This is a genomic window from Fictibacillus sp. UD, from assembly GCF_043558025.1.
Taxonomy (GTDB): domain Bacteria; phylum Bacillota; class Bacilli; order Bacillales; family Fictibacillaceae; genus Fictibacillus.
In genome coordinates, this window is the sequence record NZ_JARUHH010000002.1 from 86,409 (window position 1) to 101,275 (window position 14,867).

General features: G+C 42.6%; 15 protein-coding genes and 1 other annotated feature. Of the genes, 3 read left to right on the forward strand and 12 right to left on the reverse strand.

All coding sequences use genetic code 11. The features are described from left to right. Positions 1–52 precede the first annotated feature (52 nt). Entirely contained in the window at positions 53–1,483 is a 1,431-nt protein-coding gene (gene proS, locus P8610_RS03950) for a proline--tRNA ligase (protein ID WP_394603169.1), read from the reverse strand. Positions 1,484–1,530: 47 nt separating this feature from the next. Then, positions 1,531–1,744: a binding site (T-box leader), on the reverse strand. A 212-nt stretch (positions 1,745–1,956) separates the two neighbouring features. On the opposite strand from proS, the gene P8610_RS03955 reads away from it, so the two are divergent. After that, entirely contained in the window at positions 1,957–3,360 is a 1,404-nt protein-coding gene (locus P8610_RS03955) for a LysM peptidoglycan-binding domain-containing protein (RefSeq protein WP_394603170.1), read from the forward strand. Between the two features lie 133 nt (positions 3,361–3,493). On the opposite strand, the gene P8610_RS03960 is transcribed toward P8610_RS03955, so the two are convergent. The 5 genes from P8610_RS03960 to P8610_RS03980 all read right to left on the reverse strand — a co-directional run bounded on the left by P8610_RS03960 (position 3,494) and on the right by P8610_RS03980 (position 8,719). Beyond that, positions 3,494–4,462, reverse strand: a complete 969-nt coding sequence (locus tag P8610_RS03960; protein ID WP_394603171.1) for a sugar phosphate isomerase/epimerase family protein — start codon at positions 4,460–4,462, stop codon at positions 3,494–3,496. A gap of 1 nt (position 4,463) precedes the next feature. Further along, a complete protein-coding gene (locus tag P8610_RS03965) occupies positions 4,464–5,519 on the reverse strand; it encodes a Gfo/Idh/MocA family protein (protein WP_394603172.1) in 1,056 nt (351 codons plus the stop codon). Then, on the reverse strand, positions 5,516–6,550 hold the full coding sequence (locus tag P8610_RS03970) for a Gfo/Idh/MocA family protein (RefSeq protein ID WP_394603173.1): 1,035 nt from the start codon (positions 6,548–6,550) through the stop codon (positions 5,516–5,518). Before P8610_RS03970 ends, P8610_RS03965 begins: the two co-directional genes overlap by 4 nt. A 339-nt stretch (positions 6,551–6,889) precedes the next feature. Continuing rightward, the gene (locus P8610_RS03975) at positions 6,890–7,612 is read right to left on the reverse strand and encodes a ThuA domain-containing protein (RefSeq protein ID WP_394603174.1); all 723 of its coding nucleotides are present in this window, start codon (positions 7,610–7,612) and stop codon (positions 6,890–6,892) included. A gap of 90 nt (positions 7,613–7,702) precedes the next feature. Further along, entirely contained in the window at positions 7,703–8,719 is a 1,017-nt protein-coding gene (locus P8610_RS03980; protein ID WP_394603175.1) for a LacI family DNA-binding transcriptional regulator, read from the reverse strand. 154 nt (positions 8,720–8,873) lie between these two features. Between P8610_RS03980 and P8610_RS03985 the strand changes: the two genes are divergently transcribed. Beyond that, complete coding sequence (locus tag P8610_RS03985) at positions 8,874–9,962, forward strand: AI-2E family transporter (protein WP_394603176.1); 1,089 nt, start codon at positions 8,874–8,876, stop codon at positions 9,960–9,962. A 19-nt stretch (positions 9,963–9,981) separates the two neighbouring features. Continuing rightward, a complete protein-coding gene (locus tag P8610_RS03990; RefSeq protein ID WP_394603177.1) occupies positions 9,982–10,836 on the forward strand; it encodes a DUF1206 domain-containing protein in 855 nt (284 codons plus the stop codon). A gap of 119 nt (positions 10,837–10,955) precedes the next feature. Here P8610_RS03990 and P8610_RS03995 read toward each other — a convergent pair whose 3' ends face one another. From P8610_RS03995 to thiW, 6 genes are all read right to left on the reverse strand, one after another. Beyond that, on the reverse strand, positions 10,956–12,194 hold the full coding sequence (locus P8610_RS03995; protein WP_394603178.1) for an MFS transporter: 1,239 nt from the start codon (positions 12,192–12,194) through the stop codon (positions 10,956–10,958). Between the two features lie 261 nt (positions 12,195–12,455). Continuing rightward, positions 12,456–13,037 (reverse strand): ATP-dependent Clp endopeptidase proteolytic subunit ClpP, encoded by a 582-nt coding sequence (gene clpP / locus P8610_RS04000; RefSeq protein WP_394603179.1) that lies wholly within the window; start codon positions 13,035–13,037, stop codon positions 12,456–12,458. 16 nt (positions 13,038–13,053) lie between these two features. Further along, entirely contained in the window at positions 13,054–13,266 is a 213-nt protein-coding gene (locus tag P8610_RS04005; protein WP_394603180.1) for a hypothetical protein, read from the reverse strand. Continuing rightward, positions 13,263–13,847: a winged helix-turn-helix domain-containing protein gene (locus tag P8610_RS04010; RefSeq protein ID WP_394603181.1), complete on the reverse strand. Its 585-nt coding sequence runs from the start codon at positions 13,845–13,847 to the stop codon at positions 13,263–13,265. The genes P8610_RS04005 and P8610_RS04010 overlap by 4 nt, the downstream gene beginning before the upstream one ends. A 189-nt stretch (positions 13,848–14,036) precedes the next feature. Next, positions 14,037–14,279: a hypothetical protein gene (locus tag P8610_RS04015; protein WP_394603182.1), complete on the reverse strand. Its 243-nt coding sequence runs from the start codon at positions 14,277–14,279 to the stop codon at positions 14,037–14,039. Positions 14,280–14,348: 69 nt separating this feature from the next. Then, on the reverse strand, positions 14,349–14,861 hold the full coding sequence (thiW, locus tag P8610_RS04020) for an energy coupling factor transporter S component ThiW (RefSeq protein ID WP_394603598.1): 513 nt from the start codon (positions 14,859–14,861) through the stop codon (positions 14,349–14,351). Positions 14,862–14,867 lie beyond the last annotated feature (6 nt).

Sequence of the window (14,867 nt, forward strand, 5' to 3'; positions counted from 1 at the left end):
AGTTTAATCAAAAAAAGATTGGGGACAGACCCCGGGTCTGTCCCCAAACAATTTAATAAGCTTTAGCCCAATAAACGAGGTGCTTACCTTCTTGTTCACAACATACACACTTTTCTGAGACCTTCTCTTGTTCAAATGGCATACATCTCGATGTTGCGCCTGTTTCATCTTTAATATAGTTTTCACACGCTTCATCTCCGCACCACATGGCTTTAATGAATCCGCCTTTATGGGCAAGACTATCTTTAAAATCATCAAATGATGTCACTGTAGTTGTTTGATTTTCTCTATGTGTTTTTGCTTTTTCAAACAAACTATTTTGAATATCGTTAAGAATCTGCTGAACTTGAGTTTCTAGATCTTGCAGCAAAACGGTCTGTTTTTCTCCCGTATCACGGCGAACTAAAATAACCTGCTGCTGTTCAATGTCCCGTGGTCCAACTTCTAAACGAAGAGGAATCCCTTTCATTTCATATTCGTTAAATTTCCAGCCAGGTTTCTTATCGCTGACATCGATTCCTGTTCGGAAGTTTTTTGAAAGCTTATCTTTTAGGTCGTAAGCAAAATCGAGGACGCCTTCTTTATGCTGAGCAATTGGTACAATCATAAGTTGAGTTGGAGCAATTTTCGGAGGAACGACCAGTCCTCTGTCATCACCATGAACCATGATCATTGCCCCGATAATTCTAGTCGTAAAGCCCCAAGATGTCTGCTGCACAGTTTGGAGTTTGCCTTCTCTGTTCGTAAATTCAATGCCAAAAGCTTTTGCAAACCCGTCTCCCAAATGATGTGAAGTTCCAGACTGTAAGGCTTTTCCGTCATGCATGAGACTTTCAATCGTGTAGGTATATTTTGCTCCAGCAAACTTTTCTTTTTCTGTCTTCTGACCTTTAATGACCGGAATGGCGAGATATTCTTCACATAGTTCAGCGTATACGTTAAGCATGCGTACCGTTTCTTCATGTGCCTCTTCATCTGTTTCGTGGCACGTATGACCTTCTTGCCAGAGAAATTCGAGTGTTCGAAGGAAAGGTCTTGTTGTCTTTTCCCACCTCACAACGTTTGACCACTGGTTGTATAGCTTTGGAAGATCACGATACGAATGGATAATGTTTTTAAAATGCTCCGCAAAAAGGACTTCTGATGTCGGGCGGACACATAAGCGTTCTGTCAGCTTTTCTTCCCCGCCATGCGTTACCCAAGCAACTTCAGGTGCAAACCCTTCTATATGATCTTTTTCCTTTTGAAGCAGGCTTTCTGGTATAAATAGCGGCATGTATACATTCTCATGGCCTGTTTGTTTGATTTGACTGTCGAGCTCCTTTTGGATGTTTTCCCAGATCGCATAGCCGTAAGGTCTGAGAATCATGGATCCGCGAACACTTGAGTAATCAATAAGTTCAGCTTTTGTTACAACATCGGTATACCACTGTGCAAAATCGTCTTTCATGCTGGTTACGTCTTTTACAAAATCCTTTGTCATTGTTTATGCTCCTTCCTATTTTAGGAAACAAAAAAGCCATACTTATCGTTAGGGACCAAAGATTTGGCGGTACCACCCTAATTCAAAGCATAGCTTTACACTCTTTCATGATAACGGTTTCAAACCGCTGCTATCTTAATCGCGTTTAAGATCCAGAACTCTGAGGCAGGTTCGATTGGATGTCAGTAGGAACTTTTCACCATTCAGTTCCCTCTCTTTAAAAGACAAAATCAATGTACTAATCCTCTTCCATGTTTCACTGTTGATATGTTTTTTTGAAATTATATGTGATATTGGCATGAACTGTCAAATATTATTTTTTAGGTTATTAATATGGGGGATCGTTGGTGCTTTTTCACTGTATAACGTTGATGTAGAATGGGGGTCAGACCCGGGTCTGACCCCCATTCTATTTTTCATATTTCACTTTAAGATTAAATACATTAGTTACAGAGCATAAGGAGGCGAATTTTATGGATATTCATGTGGTTCAACGAGGTGATTCTCTTTGGAAGATTTCTCAGCGCTATGGCGTTTCAATAACAACAATAGTAAGAACAAATGCTATTGAAAATCAAAATGTGCTTGTCATTGGCCAGGCACTCGTAATTCCTAACGAATTTCCTACTTATAGAATTCAATCAGGTGATACTCTCTTTGATATAGCTAGTCGCTACGGAACATCTGTTGAAAGTTTAATAGGTTGGAACAACATCCCTCTTGCTTCTGTTATTTATGTAGGTCAAGTGATAGATATTCCGATCCATGTTGTCAAACAAGGCGAGTCACTATATATGATTGCTAATCGATACGGAACATCTGTTGCTGATCTGCAAAAAGAAAATCGCATTGCAAACCCGAACCTCGTCTACGTGGGTACAAGACTTTCCATACCTTACATTCGGCCTGTAAAAGAAGTAAATTCCTATGTGACTAACATGGGAGAGGCAAATCAGACAGAAGTTAGAAATGTAGGTTCATATTTAACCTACATCACACCGTTCAGCTATTCTGTTACACGAACGGGCGGATTAACATCTCTGCAGGATGAAGGAATTATCTCTGCAGCCAGAGTCAACAGAGTTGCCCCTCTTATGGGGGTTTCTAATATAGAAGGAGATATGTTTAACTCCGATTTAATTAAAACCATTTTAGACAGTGATTCACTTCAGGAAACCGTACTTAACAACATATTGAATACGATGCGAGCAAAAGGTTATCGAGGAGTTAACTTTGATTTCGAATATGTTTATCCTGAAAATAAAGAAGACTATAATAACTTTTTACGCCGTGCGGTAGCAAAATACAAACCACTAGGCTATTCCGTGTCTTCTGCTTTGGCACCCAAATACAAAGAAGATCAGCCTGGTTTATTGTATGAAGCTCATGACTATAAAGCACATGGTGAGATTGTTGATTTTGTGGTTGTCATGACGTATGAGTGGGGATGGTCAGGCGGCCGTGCGATGGCGATCGCACCACTTGATGAAGTGAAAAAAGTATTGGATTATACGGTTACGGTAATCCCTCGCGAAAAAATCATGATGGGTGTACCAACGTACGGACGTGACTGGACCCTTCCTTTTGTTCAAGGAACACAAGCCAAAACATTAAGTCCTGTTGCAGCTGTTAATCTAGCAGCGAAAATGAATGCCTCCATTGAGTTCGATGAAGGTGATGCTTCCCCTTGGTTTAAATACCGTGACGATCAAGGCAAAGAACATGAAGTATGGTTTGAAGACGCAAGAAGTATGCAGGCGAAGTATCAAACAGCGATTGATTATAACCTGCGGGGAGTAAGCTTTTGGGTGCTCGGTATTCCCTTCCCTCAAAACTGGCCGGTAATACGAGATAGCATGCGGGTAAGAAAGATTTAGCTTTCGTTTTTAACAAAAAAGCCAGAAATCTGCTAATCAGATTTCTGGTTTTCTTTAATCAAAGGGGTGTGCACCCCACAAATACAAATCAAGGTGAATTGTATTTGTTTGGGGTCAGACCCCTACTTTTGTACTACACCCACCACATTTCGGCAGGCTGTTCCGCGATTAGAATCGACTGCAGGTTCTTCACCGCACGCGCGAAACCTTCTTCGATCGACATGATCGGATCTTCATGCTCGATACTAACAACGTAGTCGTAGCCATACGTACGAAGGGCGCTCATCATGTCAGACCAGTCTTGAACGGAGTGTCCGCATCCAACAGAACGGAAGCTCCATGCACGGTTTTGAACAGCGCCGTATGGCTGCATGTCTGTTAAGCCGTGCATGTTGATGTTATCTTGATCTAAATACGTGTCTTTTGCGTGGAAGTGGTGGATTGCTCCAGCTTTCCCTAAGATTTTGATTGCAGCTACAGGATCGATTCCTTGCCACCATAAGTGAGAAGGATCAAGGTTGGCACCGATCGCATCACATGTTTCTTCACGCAGTTTTAACAACGTGTATGGAGTGTGAACCAAGAAACCGCCGTGAAGTTCTAAACCAATCTTCACGCCATGCTCTTTTGCAAATTGCCCCCACGTGCGCCAATATGGAATCAGCTTCTCTTCCCATTGCCACTTCAGGACATCGCTGTATTCGTTCGGCCAAGGCGAAACTGGCCAGTTCGGATACTTAGCATTTTCGGAATCTCCTGGAACACCTGAAAAACAGTTCACAACAGGTACATTCATTAATCCAGCAAGTTCTACTGTTTTTACAAACGTTTCATGTGATTCTTTAGCAAAAGCTTCATCAGGAGATAATGGATTCCCATGACAGCTGAACGCTGAGATCGTTAATCCGCGCTTCTCCACTTCATGAAGATACGCTGCACGCTTTTCTTCACTCTCAAGCAGTTCGTCAAGTGGACAGTGCGCGTTTCCAGGATAGTTTCCTGTGCCGATCTCGACTGCTTGAACACCAGCTTCTTTTACATAGTCGAGCATTTCTGTAAATGATTTTTGTGAAAAGAGAACGGTAAATACTCCTAGTTTCATGCTACTTCACTCCTTTTTCATTCTGCAGCTGAACACCTTTACCCATTAAGCTGCTTGCATAGATCGCTTCAATTACACGAGATGTGTTCATCGCTTCTTCAGCCTTCACAAGAGGCTCTGCTTTTCCTAAACAACTATCCACAAAATTCTGAGCTTGTGGCAGACCTGGGTCATCTTCCCCTTGAATCCAGTCAGCTTTTGTTGTTGTCATCATTCCGTTAACTGCTTTATTCACCGCAAACGGGAAAACATCAAGGCCCCCTTTGTCGCCTGAGATACGAAGCAATTCTGCATCATCAGGAATGTTTGCAGCCCAAGATGTTTCAAACAGAATGGTTCCGCCGTTTGCTAAGCGAATGTAAGCCGTCACATGATCATCAACCTCAAACGTTTCGGCATCAAATGAACCCCATTGGTTCACTTGTTCTGCTTCACGGCTAACCGTGTTATACGTTTGACCTGTTACTTCACTTACAGCAGGGTTATCCAACAGCCAAAGTGTCAAATCTAGCAAATGACAGCCATAGTCTATTAAACTCCCGCCGCCTTGCAGCTCTTTGTTTGTGAACACACCCCAGCCGGGCACTTTGCGTCTTCTCAATGCTTGGACACGAACGACAAGCGATTTACCCACTTCGCCCGCTTCCATCACACGCTTTGCTGCTTGAGCTTCCTTCATGTAGCGGTAATGATAAGCAATTGAGAGCACTTTACCAGAACGCTTTTGGGCTTCTACCATCTCATCGCATTCTTCAACCGTCATTGCCATCGGTTTTTCACAAAGAACGTGCTTGCCTGCATCTAGTGCTGCAACTGTTATCTCTTTATGAAACTTGTTTGGCGTACAAATGACAACTGCATCTACATGCGGCCACATCTCTGTATAGCTTGTAAAATGGTTCGGTACGTGAAATTTTTCCGCAGCCATTTTTGCGACATCTACGTTAACATCGCTAATGGCTGTTACTTCTGCTGTATCACCTAATTTTTGAAAAGCGGGGATATGACGGCCTTGTGCAATACCGCCAGCCCCGATGATCCCAACTCTTAGTTTCATGCGTGAACTCCTGTTTTAACTTTTTCGATCGTTTTCTTATCGTTAGACTCTAGTGCAGCTAGAATGACAGCTAATGAGCGCTTGCCTTCTTCTCCTGTAATAAGCGGTGCTTTACCAGATTCAACTGCTTCAATAAAGTGGTCAACCACATGTGAATTGGACTGATTCTCGTTTGTTTGAATCGCACCAAGTTCAAAGCGAACGATCGAGCCATTCGTATATTGTGCGACAAGTGAATATTGTGGATCATCTTCTAAACGAAGAATTCCTTTTTCACCATAAATGATCGTAGAGTTGTCTTCTTTTGCCGTATATGACCAGCTTGCTGCTAGTGTTCCAATGATGCCGCTCTCTGTTTTCAGCACACAAACCGCTGTATCATCAACAGATGCAAACTCCTTTGCGCTCGTTTCTACAAAAGCACCAACTTCTGCAATCTCTTCACCTAAAATGTATCGGATCAAGTCTGTTTTATGAACGCCGAGGTCACCCATCGCGCCGATAAACGCTTCATCTTTTTTGAAGAACCAGCTGCTCGCACCGTCAACACTCCAGCCTTCAGGTCCTGGATGTCCAAATGCTGTACGGAAGCTGTATACTTTTCCTAGCTCACCCGCAGCAATGATCTCACGCGCTTTTTGGTGAGCTGGAACGAAACGCTGATTATGACCGATCATTAGTGTTTTGCCGCTTTTCTCCGCTGCTGCAATCATCTCTTCTGCTTCTTGTAGAGATGTTGCCATTGGTTTTTCACATAAAACGTGTTTCCCTGCATTCAGAGCAGCGATTGAAATCGGTGCGTGCAGGTAGTTTGGAGTACATACACTCACAGCTTCTACTTCTTCAAGTGCAAGCAGTTCATTGTAATCCGTAAAAATCTTTCCTCCATACACCGCTTGTGCGGCCTCAGCACGTTCTTGAACAACGTCACAAACGGCTACAATTTCAACATCCTGATTTGAAGCATATTCTGGCAAGTGGCGGTGCTGTGCAATACTTCCGCATCCAATAATTCCAACTTTAACTGTCATGTTTAGTTCCTCCTCGGAATGAATCATTTTTTATTTTGGCTCTCTACTAATAGGCTGCTATTGTTGCTACTAAAGAATTACTAATAATGCACCTTGGCTTGTTGATTGTAGCGCAAGGTGCGTGCCTACCACCTGAGAAACTTCTCGCAAGGCATGCGACGAGGAAGCTTACTACGGTAGCAAAAACATGTAGACGCAGGAGCAAGATTACTTCCTTGAAGCGGTCAGGTGAGACCCTTAATGGCGCATAGCGGCAAGGGGCTCACCGCCTGCCCCGCGGAAAGCGAGCACCTGGAGCGTAAATCAACCTCTCTCAAGGACATCATGGTTCAGTTAATATTATTTAGCCCCAATCGCTTCAAGAGGCTTTGCGTTCCCATACTTTGGCGCTTCGCTGCCAGATGGCGCTAAGAATGAAACAGCATTCGTGATCACTTTTTGTACGCCTTCGTTGTAATACGTTGGATACGTTTCATGTCCTGGACGGAAATAGAAGACCTTCCCTTTTCCACGGTTGTAAGCTGCTCCAGATCGGAACACTTCCCCGCCTTCAAACCAGCTCACAAACACTAAATCGTCTGGAGCTGGGATATCAAAGTGCTCGCCATACATTTCTTCTTTTTCAAGTTCGATGTATTCACCAAGTCCGTTTGCTACTGGGTGGCTCGGATTTACGATCCAGATGCGTTCTTTTTCATCGGCTTCACGCCATTTCAGGTCACATGAAGTACCCATCAGCTTTTTAAAGATTTTAGAGAAGTGGCCAGAGTGCAATACAAGCAATCCCATTCCGTCAAGTACACGCTGATACACTTTATTAACGATTTCATCTTCCACTTCGTCGTGTGCTAAGTGGCCCCACCAAACAAGAACATCCGTGTTGTTTAATACTTCTTCTGTTAAGCCGTGTTCTGCCTCATCTAACGTCGCTGTATTTACATCATGACCTGCGTTTTCCAAGAACTCTTGGATCGCACCATGAATTCCCTTTGGATAAATTTCTTTAACGACTGGATTTTTTTGCTCGTGACGATTCTCATTCCAAACTGTAACTTTAACCATTTATGATTTCCTCCTATATATGTGTAAGCGTTTTACGTAAACGTTTACGTATTTCTTAAATAAAAATGAAGCTTTCGGATAACCCGTTTTTTACTTGTCATTTAAATCACTGACGGATTGCCTTTCGATTATTGAAAAAGGCATGTAACGGCTTTCTGCTTCTTTTTGTTCACCTTTAATCAAATTGACTAATATTTCTCCTGCTGTCTGCCCCATGTCTTTTAGCGGCTGAGATACCGTTGTTAATGCAGGATAACACATCTCACCGATCTTCAAATTATCGTATCCGATGATCGATAATTCTTCAGGCACCTTAATTCCCAGCTCATGAGCAGCTGACATAGCGCCAATCGCCATCTCATCACTCGCTGCAAACAACGCGGTCATTTTGGGAAGTTTTTTTAGCAGAAACGGTAATGATTCTTTTCCGTTCTGAAAACGATATCCTTCATTCGTTGTCACATGATTCTCTGAAAAAGGAAGACCATGCTTTTGAAGGGCTTCTTTAAATCCTTGCATTCTCGGAACTCCCGCGATCGGGTCGTGATGACTACCGCCGATCATTCCAATCTCCGTATGCCCTTTTTGAATTAAATACTCTGTGGCTTCATAAGCACCTTCATAATCGTTAACTCGAACGAAAGGCAGCTTATAATGAGTTGATGCCGTTGAAACAAGTACGACGGGCACCTGCATCTCTTGAAAGATTTTATAATACTCTTCCTTCACATCTTCTGAAGCGAATATGATGCCATCTACCCTTTTTTCCTGAAGAAGCCTGAGGTATTTCACGGTTCGCTTTCCGCTTGAAGTCGTATTGCACACGATGACGCTGAATCCTCCGTCATGCGCGGCGTTCTCGACACCTTCAAGAACTTCTGAGGAAAGCATTCCAGACACCTCGGGAAACAACACGCCGATCGTTTGTGTGCGCTTGTTTATAAGTCCGCGTGCTATCGCGTTAGGCTGATAGCCAAGTACCTCAATAGATTGCTGCACTTTCTTCTTCGTTTCCTCCGAATAGCCTGGCAGCCCGTTTACAATCCGAGAAACAGTTGCAATTGAAACGTTGGCATGTTTGGCCACATCTTTAATTGTCGGATTCAAAACATCTACCTGCTTTCTTGTTACGTAAACGTTTACATTTACACTTACAATCTATCAGCGCTCCGCAAAAAAGTCAATTATTTATTCATAAAAAAAGATTACAGTTTTTTAAAAAGGGAAAAGACTACTATTAAGAAATGGAGGTCACTTTTTTATGTGGTATCAGCACTCATTCTTCAAGTACGCCGCAGGATCCGTACTATTGCTTACTATTCTTTTTTTGCTAGGAAAAATCGATTACCTGCTTGACTTCCTTTATCTCGTCATTTCAAGTGTCTTCTTTCCAGTATTTATTGCGAGTCTGCTTTATTATTTGTTAAGACCCCTGATCCGATATTTAATTAAGAAAAAGGTTCCAAAGTTTGTTGCTATCTTAGCTGTTCTTCTTGGATTGATTTTATCGATTTCGGGTATTGCAACGGTTGCTGTTCCTATTATTGCCGATCAGCTAACGAACATAACGGACGATTTCCCTAAAAAAATCGGAGAAGCTACTGAAAAAACAGGAACGATGATCACAGGGTCCAAGAAATCTTTTATCGACAGTACGCAAGTCGCAAAGTTAGCCACACAGCGCCTTGAAAAGTTCACAAGTTCTGTTTCAAAAGATGTTATTGCACTCGTCACGACGCTGACAAATATTGCCTTGGTGCTTTTAGTAGTGCCTTTTATCCTATTTTACCTATTGCTTGATGATAAAAAGTTCTTTAACTACTTCTTGAGACTTGTGCCGCATCATATGGAACATGATGTGGCAGCAATATTAAGAGATATCGACTCTACGCTGTCATCATACATTAAGGGACAAGTACTCGTGGCTTTTTTTGTAGGTATTTTCATGTATGCCGGTTACTTGTTGATCGGACTTAAGTTCGCGCTTGTTCTTGCTCTGTTTGCCGTACTAACAAATGTTATACCGTTTTTAGGACCATTTATCGGCGTGTTCCCTGCGCTTCTGGTCGGGTTGATTCAGGACCCTTTCATGGCCATAAAAGTCGCGCTTGTTACCCTTGTTGTTCAACAAGTGGAGGGTAACATTTTATCACCGCAGATTATGGGAAAACAGCTTCGCATCCATCCGCTTACAATCATCTTAGTCGTGCTCATGGCTGGTGCAGCGTTCGGTTTTATCGGCTTGCTTTTAGCAATCCCGGCTTATGCCGTTACAAAAACAATTATCAGCAATCTATACCGCATTTATCTGTTATACAATCCACCAGAGTCGAGAAGCAATCTGCTCTGAAAGGAGAAGCGTGTTCACCGTGAAACAGCCATTTGTTAAGGAAATTACGTTAAAAGATAAGATATGGAATCGTTTTGAATCATGCCGGCCATGGGTGCACCGTTTTGCTCGTGTCGGTTATCTTTCCAAAGGAATCGTTTATGTCATCATCGGTATTCTTGCTTTGATTATGTCCACTGGAAAACATCCGAATGAAGCAAGTTCAAATGGAGCTCTTTATACAATCGCTCAGCAGCCTTTCGGACCCGTATTATTAATTGTGCTCTCTATCGGCTTAAGTGCGTATGCGTTTTGGCAGCTCGTTAAAGCTGTTTTTGATCCAGAGTGTGTCAATCACAGCTGGAAGAGATGGTTTAGCCGCTTAAGTTATTTAATTATTGCTGGTGTATATATCGCGATGTGCATCAGTTCACTACGAATCTTATTTCGTGCCAGAGCTGAGTCTTCAGATAAAACATACCAAACTCTCTCTGCAGAGATGCTTTCGCAGCCATTCGGACAGTTATTAATCGCTATTGGAGGGCTCGTATTCGGGATCATTGGAGTTGTATTTTTACACCGTGCCTTTTCCCACCGTTTCAAGCGTGATTTGAAAAAAAATGAGATGAACAAAAAAGAATGGAAATGGAGCGGATATATAGGGACGTTTGGAATGGCCGCACGAGGGATTGTATTTATGATTATTGCGTTCTTTCTTATCCGAACCGCTGTACTGGCAGACCCTGAAGAGACACGCGGTTTGGACGGAGCGCTGCTTGAACTTTCAGCCCAGCCGTTCGGTCCTGTACTGCTCGCTATAGTCTCTCTTGGCTTTGTTTCATACGGAGTTTTTATGTTTGCAAGTGCCAGGTATAGGCGATTAAATAGTGGTTAAATGGCGGTTAAGCAGTGGTATAGAAAAATCCTTGTCTCTGAATAGAGACAAGGATTTTTTGTGTTTCTGACAAATACAAATTTAATGAATTTGTATTTGTATGGGGTCAGACCCCTTTTTTATTCTTTCGACCACTTCTCAAGCGTCTTATCTGTTGGCAGCATGACCGTTAACAGCCCTAACAACGGCAAGAAGCTGATTAAGAGCATCGTGTTAGAGATACTAGTAAGGTCCGCGATTTTACCGAGTACAACAGAACCGAGTGCACCCATACCAAAAGCTAGTCCTACAATTAACCCTGACACCATCCCGATTCTTCCTGGCACGAGTTCTTGAGCATAAACGACGGTAACCGAAAAGCTCGTATTTAAGATAAAGCCGATGACGAAGAACAAAGGTATGACAGCCCATAAACCTACGTGCGGCAAAAGAAGTGCCAGTGGTGCTGTTCCGACCATCGACCAGAAGATCATGTTTCGTTTTCCTAATCGGTCAGCAATCGGTCCGCCAAAGAATGTTCCAAGCACGCCTGACGCCATAAAAACGAATAAATAAACTTGAGCTTGCCGTATTGATAAGCCGTAATCCTGAATCAAGTAAAACTGATAATAGTTGCCGATTCCCGAAAAATACCACGACCTTGCAAACACTAAAAAGACGAGGAGTGCCATCGCTCCGATCACTTGATTCTTTCTTTTCTTATCAATCGCCTTTTTCTCTCCCGTCTGTTTCTTTACACGGGGAAAATGAACAAGCTGCTTCGCGTACCAGCCTGAAACATAAAACAACACGAAAATGGCGATCGCCGCTAATGAGGTAAACCACACAGCCCCAAACTGACCGAGCGGAACAAAAACAAGTGCAGTCATAACAGGTGCGAGTGAACTCCCTGTATTTCCTCCTACTTGATAAATCGATTGTGCTAATCCTCGGCGGTTGCCTGCTGCCATATATGCCACACGCGACCCTTCTGGATGGAAAACAGCACTTCCCAGTCCAATACCGATCACGGAGATAATAATAAGGTAAAACGAATCCGCAAGTGCAATGCCAAGCATACCTATCAAGCTAGCCATCATTCCAAATGGCAGCAAATAAGGTGATGTCGTACGATCAGTATACCAGCCGATAACAGGCTGCATGATAGACGAGGTGATGTTTAGTGTAAATGCAATCCAGCCTAGCTGAGTAAATGTTAAGTTCATGGATTTCTCTAAAATAGGAAAAATGGCTGGAATTACTGCCTGCATTGAATCATTTAACAGATGGACAAAACTGATGGCAAAGAGGATTGAATAAATGGTTTTCTGCTGTGAAGACGCTAAGCTTGGCGTCTTTTCTTCTGATGGTACTGCCATGCTGCATTCCTTCTTTCTATATGCTTACTGGTTAAGTAACTACAAATCTATGTAACTTACAATAGATTACCATAATCAACGCGCACAATACTAAAATACAGGATTTCGACACGTATAATGGAGCAAACACCCTAGCACAAATCCATAAAATCGCGTGGGAAATAAATTGTTTGGGGACTGCCCCCCCAAACCTAAACAAGAAGCCAGCCCTGAAAATAATGGGCTGGCTTCTATCCTTGCATTATACATTTATCCCTCGGTTTAGACCTTCTCGATCACCTTGTCAATGATTCCATATTTTAATGCTTCTTCTGCTGACATGAAATAATCGCGGTCCGTGTCCTTTTCTACTTTTTCGATCGGCTGACCAGAGCGATCGGAGATAATTTTATTTAACAACTCGCGCGTCTGCAGGATGCGCTTCGCGTGGATCGCCATATCAGACGCCTGGCCTTGCGTTCCGCCTAGTGGCTGGTGGATCATTACTTCTGCGTTCGGAAGTGCATAACGTTTTCCCTTAGCGCCAGCTACCATTAAGACTGCTCCCATTGAAGCTGCCATACCGATACAGATGGTTGACACATCAGGCTTTATAAACTGCATCGTGTCATAGATTGCTAGACCCGCAGTAACGGATCCACCGGGAGAGTTGATGTAGATGGAAATATCTTTATCAGGATCTTCTGCTGCTAAGAATAAAAGCTGCGCAACGATAGAATTTGCCACGTTATCATCAATTGCACTTCCCAGCATGATGATGCGATCTTTCAAAAGTCTCGAATATATATCGTAAGACCGCTCTCCGCGGTTAGTCGATTCAACAACCATAGGTATTAAGTTCATTATTATTTCCTCCTTGTTATGCCGCGACTGCCATCGGGCTTGTGTTTGATGTATGTGGTACATGTATTTTTCCAAATCCTGATGTGATAAAGATGATTTTAGCCGGCTCTTGCTGATTTTCTGCCCCTTCCACCTGTACTTCCGTTTTCACAGGCAATACATTCGACTCATCACTAGCTGTTTCATCTCGTTTAATCGGTGTAACCGTCTTTTTGTTGTCCTTCTTCACGTTGTCCCGCCTCCTTCAGGTTTTGGATACATGGCCATTGAAACATGATACGTTTTAGCATTTTCTTGAATAGGTCTGTGATGCTTTTGAATCAGAGCAGTCAGCATGTCTGTATAGTCTTGCAGAAAAGCATTCCGATTTTTAACACCTGAAAGTGAGAGCTCCATCTCCATTACAGCACTTGGGATTTCTTCTTCGTCCACCTGCTCCATAAGAGAAACTGCATCCCTTTTTATTTTTTCTGTAAGTGATAATACGTGAGCGAGAGCGGTTTGGTCTTGAAGCTTCTTGATTGTTTCTGAAGAAAGTCCTAATGAATCTGATAATAAAAATGACCTTCCGGCACTTACATATAGAACTTCTACAAGATTTCTTACATTCCTTGTACCCGCACGAACAACAAGCCCTACTTTTTCCAAAGCCTTAAGATGATAGTTCACTTTTTGAGCGGAATCGTTCATTTTCTTTGATAGCTCTGTCGCAGATTGCGGATTCTTCAACAAGCTTATGATTTCTGATCGGACTGGATGCAGAAGGGCAGCCGCTTGTTCGGGCTCTGTGACGATAAAAGTTTCAGGCATGCTTTGATTCCTCTTCACTTTCATCACCTCACTTTAACCATATTATTCTTACATAAAAATTATTCTTTACGTAAAATCATTTTATTACGTCACCCTTCATTATGTCAAAGAATTTAGCAAAATATACGTTTGCCTATTAAGGACATAAAAAAACAGACTGTCCTGTAACTTCCAGCCTGCTTTTCTTCGCTATAAAAGCGGTATTGCACCTAGTATCAAGAAGATTACCGCCATTCCTGCATTTAACCAAAATTCAGTTTTTTGATTAAATATCTTTCGTTCTACCGCACGAAATAAAAAGATAACCGTTAAGATCGAAAACAATACGGTGGGGCTCTCCCACGTTTTTCCGTTATAGATGGCGAGCAGCAGTCCAAGGAACATGAGCACCATCTCCGTATACACCCAGTGTTTTGGTCGTTTTTTCATCAAACAAAAGGCCCCCTTTCACCGGTTGATAATACACAGTGTACGGTGCAGAGGCCTATTCGGTGCTTATCTTTATACAGGTTTTCCTTGTTTTTCCTTTACCCAGTTCCCTGATGGTGTATTTTTATGAAGGACACGCAGTATGATCCATCCTAGCAGTCCGCCAATTACAGAACTCAAAAGGAAAGGTGCTACAAAAAAGAACGCTCCTGTTTTGGAACCTAATAAGTATGTAGCAACAGGCACTGCCACTAGAGCTCCAATTATGCCCGTCCCTATCCATTCTCCGATTGCAGCAAAAAAATATCTTCTTCCCTTCATATAAAAATACCCCGCTGCTAACGCTCCGATCATGCCCCCTGGAAAGGCAAGCAATGAACCGACACCAAACAAATTGCGCAGTAAACCTATGCTAAACGCGACCACCATAGCTGGAAACGATCCGAGTGTTACACCAGCAATAACATTAATCGCATGCTGAACTGGAAAAGCTTTTGCAACACCAGCAGGAATCCAAAAAACATGAGAAGACAATGTACCGATCGCTACCAGCATCGCCATAAGAGTAAGTTTCTGAACAGATATCTTCAC